We start from the raw sequence: 18,777 nt of genomic DNA, 5'->3' as shown, positions 1-18,777 counted from the left end.
TTTAAATTTTATTTAAGAATAATAAACTCCTCAAAAAAGAACAATTGTAAGGTTCAGCCATGCCCACTGGTATAACATCTTCTCCACAAAAAACTCAATTATGACCTTGAGAATATCAAAGATGGGTACCGATACGACGGCTTTCTGTTACAATTTCTGCGATGGTATAGAAAGGTGCAAGATAAACAGCAAAAACCAACTTGGCTGCATCTGTTAGTTATGATGAAATTTGAACAGGCGCTCGCAATTACCGATACATTGGTTTTTGAAAAAACCGGAAAACACTTGACTGACGCACAAACCGCCGTTCTTCAAGGAACTTGGTACTGTCAGAAATACCATGAAATTGCTTTAGAATATCGCTGCACTCCCGAATATCTGAAGCAGGATGTGGGGCCAAAGTTATGGAAATTATTATCGGATGAGTTAGGGGAAAAAGTTGGGAAAAAGAATTTTCGGAGCGTAATTGAACGTCTTTCTTCTCCCACTCCCCCCTCTGACCCCCATCCAACCCCCGATCCTCCGGTTTCCTCAACCCCCGCAAAAAAAAATATAGACTGGGGAGAAGCACCGGATGTCTCTCAGTTTTATGGCCGTCTTCAAGAACTTACTCAACTTGAACAGTGGACTTTACAAGAAGATTGTCGAGTCATTGCCGTATTGGGTATGGGGGGAATGGGAAAAACTTCTTTATCGGTGAAATTTATTCAAAAAATTCATCCTCATTTTGAATTTGTGATCTGGCGATCGCTACGAAACGCACCTCCATTAACTGATATTTTAATTGATTTAATTCATTTTTTTGCTGATAAAACCGAATGTAATTTATCTGCCGACCCCGTCCGTCAAATCTCTCAATTAATCGAATTTTTAAGAACATCTCGCTGCTTAATTATTTTAGATAACTTAGAATCAATTTTACAAGAAGGAAATCTGGTGGGGCGTTACTATCCAGGGTATGAAAATTACGGTGATTTATTTAAACGTTTAGGAGAAACTCAACACCAAAGTTGTTTGTTGATGACCAGTCGAGAAAAACCCAGAGAAATTGCGGCTTTAGAAGGTCAAACGCTGAAAATTCGTTGCTTACCCCTACTGGGTTTAGACATTAAAAATTGTCAAGCAATTATTCATGCTAAAGGAGATTATAGCTCCTTAGAACAATGGCAAGAATTAATTGAACGCTATGCAGGAAATCCCCTGGCATTAAAAATTGTTACCACGACTATTTATGATTTATTTGCCGGGAATGTGGGTGAATTTTTACAACAAATTCAACAGGGAACGGCAATATTTGGGGATATCAGGGATTTATTAGAACAACAATTAGGACGAATTTCCAAACTAGAATTAGAAACCATGTATTGGTTAGCAATTAATCGAGAACCCTGTACGATGGTAGATTTAAGAAAAGATTTATTATCAATTACTTCCTCAGTTGAACTGATCGAAGCCTTAGAATCCTTGAGTCGGCGATCACTAATTGAAAAAGGTGGCGGGAGCTTCACTCAACAACCCGTAGTGATGGAATATATCATTGAAAAATTGATTGAAAAAGTTCTCCAAGAAATTGAAACAGAAACCATTAATATTCTCAATCAATATCCCTTAATAAAATCCCAAGCTAAAGATTATATTAGAGAAAGTCAAACCCGTTTAATTCTACAGCCAATTGTCCAAAAACTCCTCAACCGTTATCGAATTTCAGGAGAACTCAATCAAAAATTTAAAACTCTCATTCAAAGGTTAAAACAACACCGTCATGCCTCCGGCTATGGGGGCGGGAATCTACTAAATCTTTGCCATCACTTAGACCTCGATTTAGCAGAGTATGACTTTTCTCAATTAACACTCTGGCAGGCTTATTTACAAGATGCCAACTTACAAAACGTTAATTTTTCCGGTTCCGATTTATCTCGATCGGTGTTTGCCAAAACCCTAGGAAATTCTCTCACCGTCGCCCTGGGAAGCAACGGAATTTTAGCCACAGGAGATGCAGAAGGCAAAATTATTTTATGGACAGTTGAAGACGGTCAACAATTATTAGTCTGTCAAGGCCAAACCGTGGGGGTGAAGTCCCTCACTTTTAATAGCGATGGCACCTTACTCGCCAGTGGCAGTGAGGATCAAACCGTGCGACTATGGAAAGTCTCAACCGGAGAATGCTTGAACCGTTGGTCAGAGCATCAAGGAACGGTAAATTGCGTGGGTTTTCGTCCCCAAGGAGATTGGTTAGCCAGTGGTAGCGATGACCAAAGTATTAGGGTTTGGGATATTCGCTCAGGACAATGTGTGCATCAGTTCACAGGTCACACCGAAAGTCTATCCACCCTGACCTGGAATCCCAATGGTCAACAGATTGTCAGTAGCAGCGAAGATCAGACGATCAAACTCTGGGATGTTCAAACCCGAACCTGTTTACACACCTTCTATGGAAATGACGCTTGGAACTGGGCTGTTACCTTCGTCCCTTCGGGATCAACTCCGGGCAAAATCCATTTGATCGCCAGCAGTACCCAGGAAAAAACAGTTCGCCTATGGGATGTGAATACTGGTCAAAGTTTTCATACCTTTGAAGGTCATCAAGATTCGGTTTGGATCGTGGTTTTTAGTCCCGATGGAGAACTATTAGCCAGTAGCAGCGATGACCAAACGGTGAAACTCTGGAATATCCGAACGGGGGTCTGTTTAAAGACTTTAACCGGACTGGAAAGTCAGGTTTGTTCCTTGGCTTTTAGTCCCGATAGCCAAACCCTCGCCACCGGAAGTGTAGATCAGATAGTGCAGTTATGGGATGTGCAAACTGGGCAACGATTGCGAACCTTACGCGGTCATCGTCATCAGGTGTGGTCGTTTGTTTTGAGTCCCGATGGTCGGCGTTTGGCTAGTGGCAGTGATGACAATAAGGTGCGACTGTGGGATGTGGGGACGGGTCGTTGTCTCAAACAGTTACCCGGTCATCGGGATTGGGTGTGGTCAGTGGCTTTTAGTCCCGATGGCGGGTTAATTGCCACGGGGAGTTATGACCAAACGGTAAAACTTTGGGATGCCCAGACCGGAGAATGTCTCAAAACCCTACATGGTCATAGTGATCGGATTCAAGCCGTGACCTTTAGTTCCGAGGGTGTGCTACTGGCAAGTGCCAGTGATGACCAAACGGTGAAACTTTGGGATGTACAGACCGGAGAACTGTTACAAACCTTAGAAGGTCATCAGCGTTGGGTGGGTGCGGTGGCTTTTAGTCCCCGGGATCAGATTCTAGCCAGTGGGAGTAATGACCACCAGATCCGAGTTTGGAATATAGTAACGGGCGAATGTTTGGCGGTTCTCGCAGGCCACAGTGATCGGGTTCATGTCCTGGGGTTTACGGACAAGGGTTCTATTTTAGTTAGTGGGAGTTATGATCGTTCGGTGAAATGTTGGAATATTAAAACCGGTGAATGTCTGCAAACCTGGAGGGGTGAAATCGAACGAGTCCAAGGAATTTTATTCTACCCCCACAGAGAAGTTTGGGTGAGTGGCAGCTATGATTATCAGGTGAAGTTATGGGATATTGCCACTGGGGAATGTGTGAAAAATCTAAGGGGTCATGATCACCCCGTTTGGTCAGTTCATGGTGATCCTCATGGCAATTTTTTAGCGAGTGGAAGTCATGATCAAGGGATTAAGATTTGGGACTTACATACTAATGAATGTTTAAAAACCTTACGCGCTGATAAACCCTATAATGGCTTAAATATTACGGGTGTGACCGGAATCACAACGGCTCAAAAAGTTACACTTAAAGCTCTAGGAGCTATCGATCTTAACCGGGATCAAAGTTAATAAGAAATAGCTTTACTGAATCTTTACAATTTCTCATTGATTTTTGCTGAATCTTTATAGAAGTTGTAATGATTTATCAATAGAATATATGTATTCATACAGAAGCCACACTCTGCCTAAAGTTTTCAGTCATCCTTGGTTGGTTCTTACCCCAATATCTGGTGTGATCACAGAGGAAGTGGGTTACGGATAACCGGACGTTGTACTCGCCTCGATACCAGTAGGAGCATACTCCGAAAGAGACGGGAGGGAAAATCGAAATCTCACTTGCTCCACCATCGGGACGGGTAGGAAAACGGACTCAAGGAGGTTATGATGTTGGGTAACAGTGTGGGGTTGTGATCGTTTTCTTGTTGTGTTCGATCTGTCCCTAGAAAAAGAGGGGTTATACCGTGAATAGTTCGGGGTTCAGCCAGTATTACCATTCGTCAGATGAGCAAGTCATTTATGCTCATCTGCAATACTGTGTTGATTTTGAATTGCCCCGACAACTGATTCAGCGTTTCTTTAATCTGTTTATCCAAGGTGGGGAATACCCAGATTTAGCGGTCAATTTAGCGGTCGGTCGGATTGTCGATTCGGATTTAGCCAATATAGAATTTCAGTATGTTCTTAACCGCAGTTGCTATATTTTAATTAACCGGTGGCGCAAAAATCCCCGGGATCAGTGGGCGATTCCTGAACTGATTCATAGTTTTGAACAAACACCCTCGGGTTTGCCCTCCTGTTGGACGGCAAAACGCCTACGTTCATTAGTTAAACGATTTACTGAAACCGAACAATACCAGGCTCTGCGCCGTTTGAGTAAAGTTTTTGAAGAAAAAATCAAAGCGGAAGAAGATAAAAAAAGTGATAGTGTTGAAGGTTTAATTAGTCGTTATCCCTATTTATATGATCATTGTTTCTTAACCGATGATAGTCCCGATGAACAACGCCAGGAAATTCGGGAGATGCGGATGCAGGCTCAGGAAACCTTTGAACAGGATTTATCTCAATATCTCACCTTTAAAAATACTCCTCGGGAACAACGGCTAATCTTACCGTCGGTGGAAAACCCTACCCTATTAACGGACAAAAAATTGAATTTTGCCGTCAAACATTTCACTGGAAGAATTGACAGTTATCACACCTATGATGATTTAGCCAAAATTTTTGTAAATCAAAGTCAAAACGCTCGTACTTATCGGACATTTAAAGAGGAATTGTATGAATATTTAACGGATGCAGTTGATACTAAATATGCAAAAAAACATTTTAATAATCGCTTGTACCGAGAACTTCAAGGGACGCTCTCACACAATGATAGTCAGAAAGTGAATGATACCCTCGTGGCGGGAACCTGTCGCAAGTTATTAAATTTCCTGGTAGTGGAAAGTCCTCAACAACCCCATCACTTTGTGTTTTTAGATTTAAGCAGTAACTTGGGTGTGACTCGTTCAATTGGGTTACTCTTGAAAATTGTCTTAATTTGCCGGAGGGTTAAGTCGGATTTAGAAAAACGGTTCTCGATTTTATTTAACCACTATGCAACTTTCCCCCGAGATAAAGTATTTTGGCTGGTGGAATCTTTAGAAAACCTCAATCTTGCTTTTGGCTTTAACTGGGGAAAGTTAAAATTTCAACAACCTCCGGTTAAATTAGGGATAGGGTAGGGATCTTTCAACCCGAAATTGTTGATCAAAAAACTAGCACCAATGGAGTCAAGTGAACGATTCCTTGGCGCGACTGCTTCAATCACGTTCCCTCAAAAATGGTTTTTCCGTTTGAGACGTTCTGAGAGTGGGTTCAATGACTTTGTTGTTTCTCGACTCGACTCAACATCGCTTCTTGGAGATGGTCGTCATGCAGACGATCTTCAGCCAACAACTCCCGCGCTTGTTCTTGAGTTTGTTCCACCGCTTGTGCTTCTTTGGCTACTCGGTCGAGCATATTTTCGCCGATGTGTTCTTGGTGCTGGCGATCTTGTACCAAGAGTTCCCGAGCTTTATCTTCCAGATTCATATTGGACGTGCTATGGCACGTCTGTATATTCTAGGGAGCGAGGACGCTCCCACTACATACAGTCTATATTTTTTAAATTCACCGTAGCCAGTTGTGAAACTGGTCTAGGGATAATATCGACAACCCTGGGGAAAACTCGCTGTGATCAGGGTAAATAAAATAGGGTTGTAATACTGATTAAATAAGGCTTTTAGGGTGATGTACAAGGGCTGAATGTAGATGATAAACCCACCGCATCTAATTAGTTACATCAGAGAGTGGAACATTGATGTCACTACTCCAAAGGGGCTGCTTCTACTATTCAAAGTGTAGAGAGTTGAATCAGGAAATACCAAACCGCCTTTGACTCTCGCCTTCTGTACACAGTGCTTTACCCAAGGAAACCCATCATGTTTGCACAAGATATTTCAATTCAAGATTCTGAAGTTACTCTTAATTATATTGATCCTCAAGCCTTAGCTCAACTTTTATTACAAGAATTGCAAACAACAGTTAAAGCCCTCCCCGCCAGTGGTCGGACAGTGACGCTACGGATGGCCCTGGAAGTAGAACGCATTTGTGAAAAAAGCAACCGCATTCAAACCTCTGGCGATGTGCAAACCTGGCAATTAAGTTTAGCCCGTCATCGGTTGCAAAAGTGCTTAGAGTATTACAAACTCGGCTCTCGTCAAGGTCGGGTAGAACTCCACTCCCACCTCGCGGCCATGGTCTACCGTCACGTTGCTTCCTTTGAGTCTCAGTTGAGTTTCCAAGCCCGTTACAACTTAATTGAAGACTTTTTACAAGGATTTTATGTCGAGTCTCTGCGGGCTTTTCGTCGGGAACACGCCCTGGAAGCTAACTATACCCCCCATACCCGTTTAGAATTAGCGGAATATATGGCTTTTACCGAACAGTATGCCAAACGCCAGATCGGTTTACCCGGTCGTAACCGTCAACGGTTAATTGTGTTACGCGCCCAAGGGTTTGCTAAAGGTCAACCCCCTGAAACCTCTATGGATATTGAATTAGCCGTTGAAGGTGGCAAAACCGAAGAAGCCGAAGCCCAAAGCCGGACATCCGCGATGCAGCAAATTCGGGAAAAAATGGTGTCTGAAACCGTTGACCCCGCAGAAAGTGTTTTACGCGATCGCGTGATTAATGAACTGATGCAATATTTAGAATCCCAAGGACAAACCGATTGTGTTAAATATTTAAAACTCAAAATGCAAGATCTGCAAGCCTGCGATATTGATAAAGCCCTGGGGTTAACCGCCCGTGAACGGGACTATCTGCAACAACGGTTTAAATACCACGTCGAAAAATTTGCCCGGTCTAACAACTGGAAACTCGTCCATGAATGGTTAGGGGCTGATATTAACCAAAAATTGGGGATGAATAGCGAACAATGGCAAGCCTTCCAAGCACAATTATCTGTCGATCAGCAACAGTTATTACAACTCAAAGACCAAGAAGAAAGTGATAAAGCGATCGCCTCTATCCTCAAATGCACCCCCAAACAAGTCCAAAAACGTTGGGCTAAAATCCTCGACCTGGCTTTCAACTACCGTAACAGCGAAGCCTCAGCCCAGATTTCGCCTGACAAAATGTAATATATTATGAGTTAAGGACGTTCACAAGAGAGAAATTTTTGAATAATAATCTATTACATTTTATCGTGCAGAATATGGGTTTTATTAATGTCTAAATCTCCAAACAATAAGGGCGAGTTTTCCTCTCCCGAACAGAGAGGCTTTCTCGCCCCTATCTTTATATAGTTTCGCACAGTCCAATCGTTTATTCTTCGTCGCCTTCTTCTTGGTCGTCAGTGGGATAGTAAAATCCTGTAGAACGACCTGTGAGAACGGACTTACCGAGAGATAACGCTTTTTCAGCTTGCAGTCTTGCTTTCCGTTTCCAAGTCGCCTTCCGCATATCGCGTCTCGACCTGGACATTTTCTTCTTGGGTACAGCCATGAGCCTAGATTAATGAAGATTTTGCACAAACTACTATAATACCCTATTTGTACCCATTGCTGAAGATTTTTTTCCAGAAAGTTTACAACGATTTCAAAAAGCGGACTAACGCATCTCGATTTTCCTGGGTCATGCTTCTAAACGCTTTTTTAGCAGTTTCGGCTTCTCCCCCATGCCATAATATCGCTTCTTCGAGGGTTCGCGCTCGACCATCATGCAAATATCCAGAATAGGGAGATACGGTTTGGGTTAACCCAATACCCCATAAAGCAGGAGTTCGCCATTCTGTTCCCGATGCTTGAAATTCCGGGCGATGATCGGCTAATCCGGCTCCTAAATCATGTAACAATAAATCCGTATAGGGATGAATGGTTTGATTCGCTAATTTTTTAACGGGATGATTTCCTGTTTTTAAGGTGGGTAAATGACAGGAAACACAATTAGCTTGAGCAAATAACGTTTCGCCTCGTTTGACTTGCGGGTCATCTAATAAAGTTCGGGCGGGAACGGCTAAAGTCTGTACATAGAATGTCGTTAAATCTAAGGTTTTTTGATCAATATCCGTTAGTTTTTCCCCATCGGTAAATAACGGGTTGGTGATTCCCATATCATTCGCATAAGCACCTGCATTTTGTTGAATTAATGTCGGATTTCCAGCTTTCCAACCAAATCGTCCTAATGCTTCCGATTTTTTTTGAGCATCCCAAACTTGATTCGCTTTTCCTGAAATTCCATCCTGATTTTGATCATCGGGATCGGCGAGATTTAAAATCGTTTTTTCAGGAACTGCTTCTAATAAACCTAGGCCAAAAACTGGGGGTGGAACTCTCAAGGATTTTTGAATTTCTGGTAAAATTGGTTGACCATTTGGCAGGGTAATTTTAGGTTGAGGCGATCGCAATTTATAAGACGTTCCATCGCTATATTGACCCGTTTGTTCTTGCCATTCTACATTAACTGTGGCTTCGGGTTTTTGTCCGTAAATTGCAAAATCTTGAATCTGGCTTCCCAGTCCCAAAACAGGCGGTAGATTATCAATTTTAACCGATCCTTCTAAATGATAATTACCTGGTTTAACAGGATTAACTTTCGGCGCACTGACTCTGACTAATAATTGTCCGGGTTCGGGTAAACCCCGACCATTTTTCAGGTGACATCCTGCACAGGAAGCGTTATTAAAAAAAGGCCCTAACCCGGGATGAATGGGTGCAGGTTTAGTAACAAAATTAGCCTCAAAAGCGGTATTAGATTCTGTATGTTTTTTCTTTTCCGTTTCATCTAAATTGGCTAACGGTTGTTCAAAGCTACTGGAACTGCGGTTAAATACGGTGGTTTCTCCTCCCGCTAAAGGGATTTCGGGTTGCAACCTATTTTGAAAATGCCAAAAACTGGATAGGGTAATTCCTCCTAAAATTGCGATTACGAAAATGATTAAAAACTTAATAGGTTTTCTGGGAGGATATTTTAAGGATAAAGTTTGCATTGAATTAATGAAGTGAAGGATCTTGTTTTGATGGTTTGCTTGGATATAGGAAGATGGGCTATGCTAATCCTATATTTTGACGAGGGGAAGCAGTTGTGTTTCTAGGGTAGAAAATAAGGTTGAAATAGCGGTTTTAGCTGATGTTAATTTAGCGGTAGTTTCGGGATTTTTAATTGTGTTTTCAATGGGACTAGAAATTGCATTAACGGCTTCTATGGCTGCTTTTAATTCCTGTTTTATTTTTTGATCTAATTCAGGATTTTTTTGAGCGACTAAAGCACTAATACTATTACTTTGAGCCTCAGTTCCTGAAATTCGCCCTAAATAAACATTCTCAACACTTTTGAGATTATTCTGAAAATCAGTTAGAGAATTTTGGCTAAATCGACTTTCAAAGGTTAAATAATCTTTCGTTTCCAACGGTTTACCGATTTTTTCATTCGCCACTTCATCCAAACAGCCTAACATCCCCTGTAGAATTTCCTCGACGGCGGCTTGTGGGGTGGGATAGGCAGGATTATTCTGAATTCCTGCTGTTGCTAAAACTTCCCGATACGCTGGATTACCATTGACTCCTTCTGCCCAACTTTTGGTTAAATTATTAGCAGATTCATTAAAGGCTACAGTTAGATTCTGTAATAACTTTAACTCTCGTTTTGAGAAATTTTGAGCCGTTTTTTGAGAATCTAAACCAAATAATAAATACTCAATGGTATGGAATCCTTTTTGTGTTGTTTGCAGTTTTTTTACCGACTCTAAGGTAATTTCATCCTGACTATTAATAATAGCAACAACATCCGTTTCATTCACCGGCCAATCATCTAAATCCCCATCATAGCCTAAAGATTCCGCCGGGCCAAAGGCAAAGGCTTCGCTTTGTTCCCAAGGAGAACGAGTCGCTACCCAAGCCTTTTGTGTGGCTTTTAGGGTTTTCTGAGTCGGGTTTTCTACAAACTCATTCACGGCTTTTGAGAGTTCCCCCGCCTCTTTTACTAACTGTTGATAAGTAGGAATCACAACTTGATCTGCAAAATGACTTACCACTAAGGTTGTTCTGTCTGGTGATAAGGTTTGTGAGGATAGATTACTATTAGTTGATGCTGTATTATTGCAACTACTAGTTAATAAGAGTAAACTGGCGATCACACCTGTTCTAAAACAATTGAAAATAGAGTAAGTCATTGATGGAATTGGTAGAGTTTTGTTCATTAAATTGACCCAATGGAGAGTCGGGTTTTAACGCTGTCTCAACTTGAGATAAGGGAACCAAAGCCATGTATTGTTCCTAAACTGCGTTGCCAAGGACTCGGATGCAGTAAATTTACGAAGGGTGAAAACAGAAATAAACCTGCGGATAAAATACTGAGTCCGTAGATACACAGTGTTGCTAAATCTAGAGAACGCGGGAAATTTGAGATATTGGTTTGCATTGGAGGTTCTATCAATTAGGATTAATTCTCAATTATTTGAGAAAACGATAATAATTGTTAACTTCTCTGACAATTGACTTGACAGAAAATCGCCAAAAAACCTACAATGAAACTATCCCGTCTCAATTGAGCGATCGCTTTCCAGGGTTATCGCTAAATCAAGACATCAGGATGTTTCAAAGTGAATAGTTATGGTTTTTGAGTTTAGGCACTAGGCTGATTTGTTCAAATTTTCAGTCTAGTGCCTTTTCTCGTGTTTTTGCAAGCTCTCAATTAGTCTAAATTTTTAAAAGATTAGTTGATAAAGCTTCTCAATTAAGGTACAACAACTTTCAGCATAATGCAAGAGGGGTGAATTACTTGGGCTCCTCCGTCTCCAGACTGGTCAGGTCTAGGGTTAAAATGACGGGGGTGTGGTCGCTGGGTTGTTCCCAAGTTCTGGGGGTTTTATCGATGATGGAATGAGTAGCGACTTCGTAGAGAGGTAATGTTAAATAATGTGTATCAATGCGCCATCCGGTATTGCGTCGGAAGGAGGCTTGGCGATAGTCCCACCAACTAAACTGTCCACCCTCAGTGGTGAACTTGCGAAAAGCATCTTTAAAGCCTAATTCTAATATTGATTCTAAGGCTTGACGTTCAGCATCACTCGCCATAATATGAGTTTCTCGACCCTTGGGGTTATGAATATCAATATCTTCTAAAGCAATATTAAAATCCCCGCAAATACAAATCTTTTCGGTCTGAGTAAACAGAAGTTTTAAATAGTCTTTGAGATGGTTTAACCAGTTTAATTTATAGTGATATTTGTCGCTATCAATACTGGAACCATTGGGAACGTATAAATTTACAATTGCAATTCCATTAATCATTCCGGTTAAAACTCGTTTTTGTTCATCAAAGTTTTGAGAGGGTTCAGTTTTTAAAATATCCGAGAATCCAAAATGAACCGCCTCTAGGGGAGTTTTACTAAAAATTGCGACCCCGTTATAGGATTTTTGACCATAGATATAGGTATTATAACCCAATTCTTCAAAACAAGAACGAGGAAAATCTTTGTCAATGACTTTAGTTTCTTGTAAACAAAGAATATCAATTTCATTGGTTTGTAACCATTGCAATACCTGATCTTTTCTGGTTCTAATTGAATTAACATTCCACGTTGCAATTTTCATTTTATAGACTATCAAAAAATATCAGAATCTTCAGGTTGAGGAAGCAAATTAGAAGGGGGGCGATCGCTACTCCAAGCCCACCAAACAGAGCCACATTGACAGGCATAAAATTCCTGCCATTTGCGACGGTTATTTTCACTATAAACGGGAGAACGACGATTAATCCAAACCTGTTGGGCTTCTAAACTATTAGCGGAACACTCAGGACAGCAAAACTCAGAAGCGTGAATTGCATCGGTCGTCCAATCTGGAGGGGTGGGTTGAAACGCATCCATTGGCAAAAATACTGAAATCAATGATGGCTACTCCCCCATTATACTAGGAATTAGGGTCAGGAATTTCTACAAATTTATGGCGGGAGGATAAGCCCGATTTAATTGTAATTTGGGATTTGGGGACTCCTAAGTGTTTGGCTAAAAATTTAATTAATTCTTGATTGGCTTTTCCTTCGACTGGGGGAGATTTCAGATGGACGGTAAAACTTCCATCCAGTTCTTCATGGAAAGCCTGTTGTTTAGAATTGGGTTTAACTTTAATTTTTAAGATTGCCAAGGTTTTAAAAAACTGCGATCGCTATTATCAATATAGGATACAGCAATTTGGTATCCTATATTGATTTAAGATTATTTTAAAATTAAGCAGTTAGGGGATAATCTAAACTTTCTAAAGCCTGTTTTACTGCGACTAAATTGTAAGGAAAAGGCGGTTTTAAAGGCCGATAATCTCGTTCATGGGGTTGCCCATGGCGCAATACCGCATTCACCATTAAACAGTCTTCTGTACCCAGATTAACTGCACCGTGAGGAACTCCTGGGGGAATTTTAACCACGGTTGGAACCCGATCACTCAAAGGAATATAACGATATTGACGATTTTGTAAAATCACCAGGACAAATTGACCCCGGACAACCAACAATTGATCGGTTTGAAAACGATGGACAAATAACTTCTCTACCGCCCCCGCCTCGACCTGTACCGTCATCGTTTCATCGCTGGTTTGGGGGGTGAAAAATTCAACCATCCCGGAGCGGATCGAGTTGAGTCTGCGAACTTCAACTTGGTGGATAAGACCCATATTGATAGTCCTCACAATGCAAAATTTTATGCTTTTGTCAAGTGTAAGCGGCGTTTCTGTAAAATTTTGTAATAAAATTAACGAAATTGGGTAATAGAGGCATAAATGCCTCACTACGGTAATAGAATTAACGAAATTCGAGAATGGAGGCATAAATGCCTCACTACGGTAATGAAACACACTCAGTACAGAATGCGATCGCCCTTTTCTACAATTTCTATGAATTTTTATAAATTTTCTCTGTTGATTTCTCTGATTAGTTTCACCCTAACTTCCTGTGGATCTTCCCCAAATTCTACCTCAACAAATCCAACTAATTCCAATCAGCAACCCGCAGAAAATACCCTAAAATTATTATATTGGCAAGCACCAACTATTCTGAATCCCCATTTATCAACGGGGTTCAAAGATTCTGAAGCTAGTCGAATTACTTTAGAACCCTTGGCCAGTTTTAATAATCAATTAGAATTAGTCCCATTCTTAGCCGCAGAAATTCCCAGTCTGGAAAATGGAGGAATTGCGAAAGATGGTAAATCCGTGACTTGGAAACTGAAAAAAGATATTCAATGGTCGGATGGAAAACCCTTTACCGCCGATGATGTTATTTTTACCTATGAATTTATTAGTAATCCCAAAGTGGGAACTACCACATCCGGGACATATGAAATTATTAAAGATATTGAAAAAATTGATGAACATACCATAAAAATCAACTTTAAATCCGTAACCCCGGGATGGTATTCGGTGTTTGTGGGAACCGAAGGAATGATTTTACCTCGTCATATTTTTCAAGCCTATAATGGAGAAAATTCTCGACAGGCACCGGGTAATTTAAAACCCGTAGGAACCGGGCCCTATCGAGTCGTAGAATTCAAACCAGGGGACGTAGTTGTCTATGAAGCTAACCCCAATTTTCGAGAAGCTAAAAAGTTAGGATTTGAACGAATAGAACTCAAGGGGGGAGGCGATGCAGCCTCCGCAGCTAGGGCAGTTTTGCAGACGGGAGATGCGGATTATGCCTATAATCTTCAGGTGGAATCTAATGTTTTAAAACCCTTAGAAGCGACGGGAAAAGGTAAGATTGTTTCTAATTTTGGGGCATTAATGGAACGGATTCTGATTAATCAAACCGATCCAAATAAAACCACACCGGATGGAGAAAGATCGAGTTTGAAATTCCCCCATTCTTTCTTTAGCGATCCTAAAGTACGTCAATCTTTAAGTTTAGCGATCAATCGAGATATTATTGCTAATCAACTCTATGGAATTTTAGGCAAACCAACTTCTAATTTTGTAGTGAATCCTGTTCAAGTTGTTTCCTCCAATACTACCTATCAATTTAATTTAGAAAAAGCCAGTCAACTATTAGATGAAGCGGGATGGAAAGATACTAATAATAATGGAATTCGAGATAAAAATGGGGTAGAAATGAACTTAGTGTTTCAAAGTTCCGTTAATCCTTTAAGGCAAAAAACCCAAGAAGTAATTAAACAATCCTTAGAACAATTAGGCATGAAAGTAGAACTCAAAAGTATTGATCCGAGTGTCTATTTTTCCGGTGATCCTGCTAATCCCGATACCACAGAAAGATTTGCGGCGGATTTACAATTATTTAGTACCGGAAATACTAATCCCGATCCCACCGCCTATTTAAAAACCTATACCTGTGACCAAATTCCGCAAAAAGCGAATAACTGGACAGGGGACAATTATTCTCGCTATTGTCAGCCAGAATATGATGCCCTTTGGAAACAAGCGACCACTGAAATTAACCCCGAAAAACAAAAACAAATCTGGATTAAAATGAATGATATGTTAGTGAATAATTATATTGTAATTCCCTTAATTCATCGGGCGGAAGTAGAAGGAGTCAATCAGAAATTAACAGGCGTAAACTTAACCCCCTGGGATTTAACCGTCTGGAATATCAAAGATTGGAAAAAGACCCCGTAGTAAGCCCCGTAGTAAGCCCTTCAGGGCTATCTTTTATTTTATTATTATTCAACATGACCCGATACCTAATCAACCGGATTCTCACCTCCATTCCCACCCTAATAGCTATTAGTATGGTCGTGTTTTTAATCCTAGCTTTAGCCCCGGGTAATCCCATGGGAGAATTTGCTAATAATCCTGCCATTACACCCGAAGTCCGAGAAAATATTAGGCGATCGCTCGGTTTAGACCAACCTATTCCGATCCGGTATTTAAAATGGATTTTGGCCTTTTTACAAGGAGATCTAGGCTATTCTTTTACCAGTCGTAGCCCGGTTTTAGATTTGATTTTACAACGTTTACCCACAACTCTTTGGATTATGGGGGCGGCTTATATTTTAGCGGTTTTAATCGCCTTTCCCTTTGGGATTATTTCCGCTTTAAAACGCTATTCGGTTTTAGACCAAATCATCACAACGGTTTCCTTTATTGGGTTTTCCTTACCCACTTTTTTTACTGGGTTACTGTTTATTATTATTTTCAGTGTTCAACTCAAATGGTTTCCTTTTATTTATAATAGTACCTTAAAAGTAACCAATTTACAAACATTTTGGCAACAAATCCAACAGTCTATTATGCCTATTTGTGTGTTAGGATTCTATCAAGCTGCAATTTTAATGCGGTTTATTCGGTCTTCTTTTTTAGAACAGTTAAATCAAAATTATGTTCGTACCGCTTATGCTAAAGGTTTACCAAAATTGAATGTAATTAATGGTCATATTTTGAGAAATGCCTTAATTCCAGTTGTGACCTTAATTGCCTTACAAATTCCTGGTTTATTTGCCGGATCATTAGTTACCGAACAGGTGTTTAGAATTCCTGGGATTGGGGCGTTATTAATTGATTCAATTTTTCGCAGTGATACCCCTGTTATTATGGGAATTACGATGGTTTATGCTATTTTAGTAGTAATTTTTAATCTATTTGCCGATATTTTATATGGATTATTAGACCCTAGAGTTCAATATTAATTATTAACTATGACTGTCATTCAACCTTCCGAAAAAACCTCCCAAATCCGCCAATCTAAAACTCTAATTCAGACGGCTTGGCGACAGTTTAAACGAGATAAAATCGCCCTTTTAGGATTAATAATTTTAGGATTATTGATTTTAGCCGTAATTATTGGCCCTTGGGTTTATGGGATTTCTCCGACGGAAATTGATTTTGTTAATTCTCTTTCTTCTCCCACGATAAAACATCCTTTTGGAACCAATGATTTAGGACAGGATCAATTAGCCCGTTTATTAATTGGGGGACGAGTTTCTTTAACCGTTGGTGTCGCAGCGATGGCGGTAGCAATTTTATTAGGAACATTAGTAGGGGCGATCGCCGGATTTTATGGCGGAATTATTGATAGTATATTAATGCGATTAACGGATTTATTTATTTCCCTTCCCCAATTACCTGTATTACTATTAGTTATCTATTTATTTAGAGAATCTATTAAACAAATAGTTGGGCCAGAAGTCGGAATTTTCCTATTAATTATTATAGTAGTTGGTGGGTTAAATTGGATGTCGGTGGCGCGATTAGTGCGAGCGAGTTTTCTCACCACAAGGGAACAGGATTTTGTCACCGCAGCTAAAGCAATTGGTGCGTCTTCTAAGCGATTAATTTGGGTACATATTCTTCCCAATGTTTTGAGTCCAGTGATTGTAGCAGCAACTTTAGCGGTGGGAACTGCGATTATTACAGAATCAACATTAAGCTTTTTAGGATTAGGATTTCCCCCCGATGTTCCCACCTGGGGAAGAATGCTTTATGATGCTCAAAACTATTTAGAAACCGCCCCCTATTTAGCTCTATTTCCAGGGTTAGCGATTTTTTTAACGGTTTTGAGTATTAACGCAGTAGGAGATGGTTTAAGGGATGCTTTAGATCCGCAATCTCATTAATTTATTAGTACCTTCAAACCATTCTTGAGAAGAATTACATCAGACATTTCCCATCTTCGTTGTCGTTTAATTATAGCTTGTAATTTAATATTTTCACCCGACAAGAAAATTTCTAATATTCTTAAAATTGCCACTGATCCCGGTTGTCTCTCCTTTCAATTTCAAGAAAATCAGGTTTTACCTCAGAATTGACAGGATGGATTTTATATGTTATTAATTAAACTATAAAACCAATGATAATCAACCATGAAAAAATATAAATTTTGGGCAGTTTTGGCTGTGTTTACACCTGTTGTTTTTGTGGCTCCAACGATGGCTCAATTCAATACAACCGACCCGGCTGTTTTTTTAAGAGGAGATGCTCGTTCCTGTCAAGGCTGTAATTTGCAAGGGGCTGATTTAAGCAATCAAAGCCGAGTTAATGCTCAACTTAGACAAGCTAATTTGAGCAATGCCAATTTTAATGATGCCAACTTCCGTGGAGCATTTTTTACCTGTGCAAACCTCTCCAATAGCACCATGAGAAAAACTAATTTTTCCTTTGCCAATTTTGTTGATGCTAACTTGAGTGGGGTCGATTTAAGTGGTGCAGATTTAAGTAAAACTGACTTAAGTGGAGCAATTATTGATGACAGAACTAATTTTTCTGGAGCCAACTTAACGGGAGCAAAACTCTGGGATGCCGCCACAATTTTCCAGCCCGGAATGAATTTAAACAGCATTCCGCGAGACTACACGATGGAAACTCAGCGGCGCAAATGTAATAACAGAAGATAAAATCAGTCATCATTTGTAGGGGCGGGTTTATTGAGATTTAAGTGATTAACAAAGATTTAAAAGAACCCGCCCGTACCAGTAATCAGTTATTACCCATTACCCATTACCTTAATTTTTATATATGACATCAACAGTTTTGATTACAGGTGCTTCCCAAGGAACTGGTAAAGCGACGGCTTTATTATTTGCAAAAAAAGGCTACAATGTAATTTTAGCTGCCCGGGAACCGGAACGTTTGGAAACCTTGGCAAATGAAGTTTTATCTTTGGGGGTTTCTACCTTAGCAATTCCGACGGATGTCACTGATATTGAACAGGTTAAATATTTAGTGAATCAATCCTTAGATTATTATGAAAGTATCGATGTTTTAATCAATAATGCCGGAATTTGTTTAACTGCATCCGTTGAACATACCACCTTAGAAGATTGGCATGAATTAATGAATACTAACTTCTTTGGTTATGTCAATATGATCCACACAGTATTACCCCATTTCTTGAAACAAAAACAAGGGACAATTGTGAATGTTGGCTCCTTAGGGGGAAAAATGCCCCTGCCTCAAATGGCAGCCTATTGTGCGAGCAAATATGCGGTGACTGGACTCACAGAATCCTTGAGGTTAGAAGTGCAAAAAAAAGGAATTCATGTCTGTGCTGTTCATCCGGGGATTATTAATAGTAATTTCCTGGAAAGAGCGCAATTTCGGGGGGAAGATGAGTTAGAAGTTGAACAACTGCGTCAACGCTTGGACTCAGCTTTAACCTCTACTTGGGTGAGTCAACCAGAAGATATTGCTCAGGCGATTTGGAATGGGGTAGAGAAAAAACAAGCTGAAGTGGTGGTGGGGCCAGCCCTATTAGCAACGGAAACCTATCGATTATTCCCGGGATTAATGCAATTAATTTTAAATTAGTAGAGTCCCCATTGTAGCATGATTTGATTAGTTTTTGCGAATTAATATGTAACGATATTTAAACCTGATGCAGCAAAATTGCTCTTAGATTGAGTTAGCTGCATTGGTCTATATTTTTTAAAATAAACCTAAAGAGTTATAGGAAAAGAGTTGCAAGCAGTTTCAACTGATTTGCAAAATGCTATACTAAAAGATAACACCCCGAAACTGCCTTAAAAAATTGTCTTAACCAGCCCCAAGTCCGAACTCAGC

General features: G+C 40.2%; 17 protein-coding genes. 8 read left to right on the top strand and 9 right to left on the bottom strand.

The window, feature by feature from the left end; all coding sequences use genetic code 11:
* Positions 1–174: 174 nt before the first annotated feature.
* Together AC2D3N_RS09140 and AC2D3N_RS09135 are read left to right on the top strand one after the other, a co-directional pair.
* The gene (locus tag AC2D3N_RS09140; RefSeq protein WP_484693416.1) at positions 175–3,825 is read left to right on the top strand and encodes a WD40 domain-containing protein; all 3,651 of its coding nucleotides are present in this window, start codon (positions 175–177) and stop codon (positions 3,823–3,825) included.
* Between the two features lie 392 nt (positions 3,826–4,217).
* On the top strand, positions 4,218–5,477 hold the full coding sequence (locus AC2D3N_RS09135; RefSeq protein ID WP_079677548.1) for a hypothetical protein: 1,260 nt from the start codon (positions 4,218–4,220) through the stop codon (positions 5,475–5,477).
* A 133-nt stretch (positions 5,478–5,610) separates the two neighbouring features.
* Here AC2D3N_RS09135 and AC2D3N_RS09130 read toward each other — a convergent pair whose 3' ends face one another.
* Positions 5,611–5,826, bottom strand: a complete 216-nt coding sequence (locus AC2D3N_RS09130; protein WP_484693415.1) for a hypothetical protein — start codon at positions 5,824–5,826, stop codon at positions 5,611–5,613.
* Positions 5,827–6,215: 389 nt separating this feature from the next.
* On the opposite strand from AC2D3N_RS09130, the gene AC2D3N_RS09125 reads away from it, so the two are divergent.
* On the top strand, positions 6,216–7,418 hold the full coding sequence (locus tag AC2D3N_RS09125) for a HetZ-related protein (protein ID WP_079677546.1): 1,203 nt from the start codon (positions 6,216–6,218) through the stop codon (positions 7,416–7,418).
* Between the two features lie 184 nt (positions 7,419–7,602).
* On the opposite strand, the gene rpmF is transcribed toward AC2D3N_RS09125, so the two are convergent.
* From rpmF to AC2D3N_RS09085, 8 genes are all read right to left on the bottom strand, one after another.
* Positions 7,603–7,782 carry a 50S ribosomal protein L32 gene (gene rpmF / locus AC2D3N_RS09120; RefSeq protein ID WP_079677545.1) on the bottom strand — a complete coding sequence of 60 codons (180 nt, stop codon included), beginning with the start codon at positions 7,780–7,782 and terminating at the stop codon, positions 7,603–7,605.
* Between the two features lie 82 nt (positions 7,783–7,864).
* Positions 7,865–9,265 (bottom strand): di-heme oxidoreductase family protein, encoded by a 1,401-nt coding sequence (locus AC2D3N_RS09115; RefSeq protein ID WP_484693414.1) that lies wholly within the window; start codon positions 9,263–9,265, stop codon positions 7,865–7,867.
* A gap of 69 nt (positions 9,266–9,334) precedes the next feature.
* Positions 9,335–10,447: an imelysin family protein gene (locus tag AC2D3N_RS09110; protein WP_484693413.1), complete on the bottom strand. Its 1,113-nt coding sequence runs from the start codon at positions 10,445–10,447 to the stop codon at positions 9,335–9,337.
* On the bottom strand, positions 10,419–10,541 hold the full coding sequence (locus AC2D3N_RS09105) for a hypothetical protein (RefSeq protein WP_484693412.1): 123 nt from the start codon (positions 10,539–10,541) through the stop codon (positions 10,419–10,421). The genes AC2D3N_RS09110 and AC2D3N_RS09105 overlap by 29 nt, the downstream gene beginning before the upstream one ends.
* Before the next feature lie 510 nt (positions 10,542–11,051).
* A complete protein-coding gene (gene xth / locus AC2D3N_RS09100; RefSeq protein WP_079677541.1) occupies positions 11,052–11,870 on the bottom strand; it encodes an exodeoxyribonuclease III in 819 nt (272 codons plus the stop codon).
* Positions 11,871–11,881: 11 nt separating this feature from the next.
* Positions 11,882–12,145 (bottom strand): hypothetical protein, encoded by a 264-nt coding sequence (locus tag AC2D3N_RS09095; protein WP_079677540.1) that lies wholly within the window; start codon positions 12,143–12,145, stop codon positions 11,882–11,884.
* Positions 12,146–12,188: 43 nt separating this feature from the next.
* Complete coding sequence (locus AC2D3N_RS09090) at positions 12,189–12,422, bottom strand: DUF167 domain-containing protein (protein ID WP_079677539.1); 234 nt, start codon at positions 12,420–12,422, stop codon at positions 12,189–12,191.
* Between the two features lie 82 nt (positions 12,423–12,504).
* Positions 12,505–12,945, bottom strand: coding sequence for a cupin domain-containing protein (locus tag AC2D3N_RS09085; RefSeq protein WP_079677538.1), 441 nt, complete (start codon positions 12,943–12,945; stop codon positions 12,505–12,507).
* Positions 12,946–13,116: 171 nt separating this feature from the next.
* Between AC2D3N_RS09085 and AC2D3N_RS09080 the strand changes: the two genes are divergently transcribed.
* From AC2D3N_RS09080 to AC2D3N_RS09060, 5 genes are all read left to right on the top strand, one after another.
* Positions 13,117–14,898 (top strand): peptide ABC transporter substrate-binding protein, encoded by a 1,782-nt coding sequence (locus AC2D3N_RS09080; protein ID WP_484693411.1) that lies wholly within the window; start codon positions 13,117–13,119, stop codon positions 14,896–14,898.
* A gap of 53 nt (positions 14,899–14,951) precedes the next feature.
* On the top strand, positions 14,952–15,908 hold the full coding sequence (locus AC2D3N_RS09075) for an ABC transporter permease (RefSeq protein WP_079677964.1): 957 nt from the start codon (positions 14,952–14,954) through the stop codon (positions 15,906–15,908).
* 9 nt (positions 15,909–15,917) lie between these two features.
* Positions 15,918–16,835, top strand: a complete 918-nt coding sequence (locus AC2D3N_RS09070) for an ABC transporter permease (RefSeq protein WP_484693410.1) — start codon at positions 15,918–15,920, stop codon at positions 16,833–16,835.
* Positions 16,836–17,081: 246 nt separating this feature from the next.
* Positions 17,082–17,612 carry a pentapeptide repeat-containing protein gene (locus AC2D3N_RS09065; RefSeq protein WP_484693409.1) on the top strand — a complete coding sequence of 177 codons (531 nt, stop codon included), beginning with the start codon at positions 17,082–17,084 and terminating at the stop codon, positions 17,610–17,612.
* A gap of 121 nt (positions 17,613–17,733) precedes the next feature.
* Positions 17,734–18,525 carry an SDR family NAD(P)-dependent oxidoreductase gene (locus tag AC2D3N_RS09060; protein WP_079677532.1) on the top strand — a complete coding sequence of 264 codons (792 nt, stop codon included), beginning with the start codon at positions 17,734–17,736 and terminating at the stop codon, positions 18,523–18,525.
* Positions 18,526–18,777 lie beyond the last annotated feature (252 nt).

The sequence above is a fragment of the Planktothrix sp. PLAVEN19ND genome, assembly GCF_057220675.1.
The sequence above is the reverse complement of the archived record's forward strand: the minus strand, read 5'-3'. Positions and strand labels throughout refer to the sequence as shown.

Excerpts from the sequence above, each read along its gene's own strand:
- AC2D3N_RS09130 (WP_484693415.1), bottom strand. The coding sequence starts at position 5,826 with ATGAATCTGGAAGATAAAGCTCGGGAACTCTTGGTACAAGATCGCCAG.
- AC2D3N_RS09125 (WP_079677546.1), top strand. The coding sequence starts at position 6,216 with ATGTTTGCACAAGATATTTCAATTCAAGATTCTGAAGTTACTCTTAAT.
- rpmF (WP_079677545.1), bottom strand. The coding sequence starts at position 7,782 with ATGGCTGTACCCAAGAAGAAAATGTCCAGGTCGAGACGCGATATGCGG.
- AC2D3N_RS09115 (WP_484693414.1), bottom strand. The coding sequence starts at position 9,265 with ATGCAAACTTTATCCTTAAAATATCCTCCCAGAAAACCTATTAAGTTT.
- AC2D3N_RS09110 (WP_484693413.1), bottom strand. The coding sequence starts at position 10,447 with ATGACTTACTCTATTTTCAATTGTTTTAGAACAGGTGTGATCGCCAGT.
- AC2D3N_RS09105 (WP_484693412.1), bottom strand. The coding sequence starts at position 10,541 with ATGGCTTTGGTTCCCTTATCTCAAGTTGAGACAGCGTTAAAACCCGAC.
- xth (WP_079677541.1), bottom strand. The coding sequence starts at position 11,870 with ATGAAAATTGCAACGTGGAATGTTAATTCAATTAGAACCAGAAAAGAT.
- AC2D3N_RS09095 (WP_079677540.1), bottom strand. The coding sequence starts at position 12,145 with ATGGATGCGTTTCAACCCACCCCTCCAGATTGGACGACCGATGCAATT.
- AC2D3N_RS09085 (WP_079677538.1), bottom strand. The coding sequence starts at position 12,945 with ATGGGTCTTATCCACCAAGTTGAAGTTCGCAGACTCAACTCGATCCGC.
- AC2D3N_RS09080 (WP_484693411.1), top strand. The coding sequence starts at position 13,117 with ATGAAACACACTCAGTACAGAATGCGATCGCCCTTTTCTACAATTTCT.
- AC2D3N_RS09075 (WP_079677964.1), top strand. The coding sequence starts at position 14,952 with ATGACCCGATACCTAATCAACCGGATTCTCACCTCCATTCCCACCCTA.
- AC2D3N_RS09070 (WP_484693410.1), top strand. The coding sequence starts at position 15,918 with ATGACTGTCATTCAACCTTCCGAAAAAACCTCCCAAATCCGCCAATCT.
- AC2D3N_RS09065 (WP_484693409.1), top strand. The coding sequence starts at position 17,082 with ATGAAAAAATATAAATTTTGGGCAGTTTTGGCTGTGTTTACACCTGTT.
- AC2D3N_RS09060 (WP_079677532.1), top strand. The coding sequence starts at position 17,734 with ATGACATCAACAGTTTTGATTACAGGTGCTTCCCAAGGAACTGGTAAA.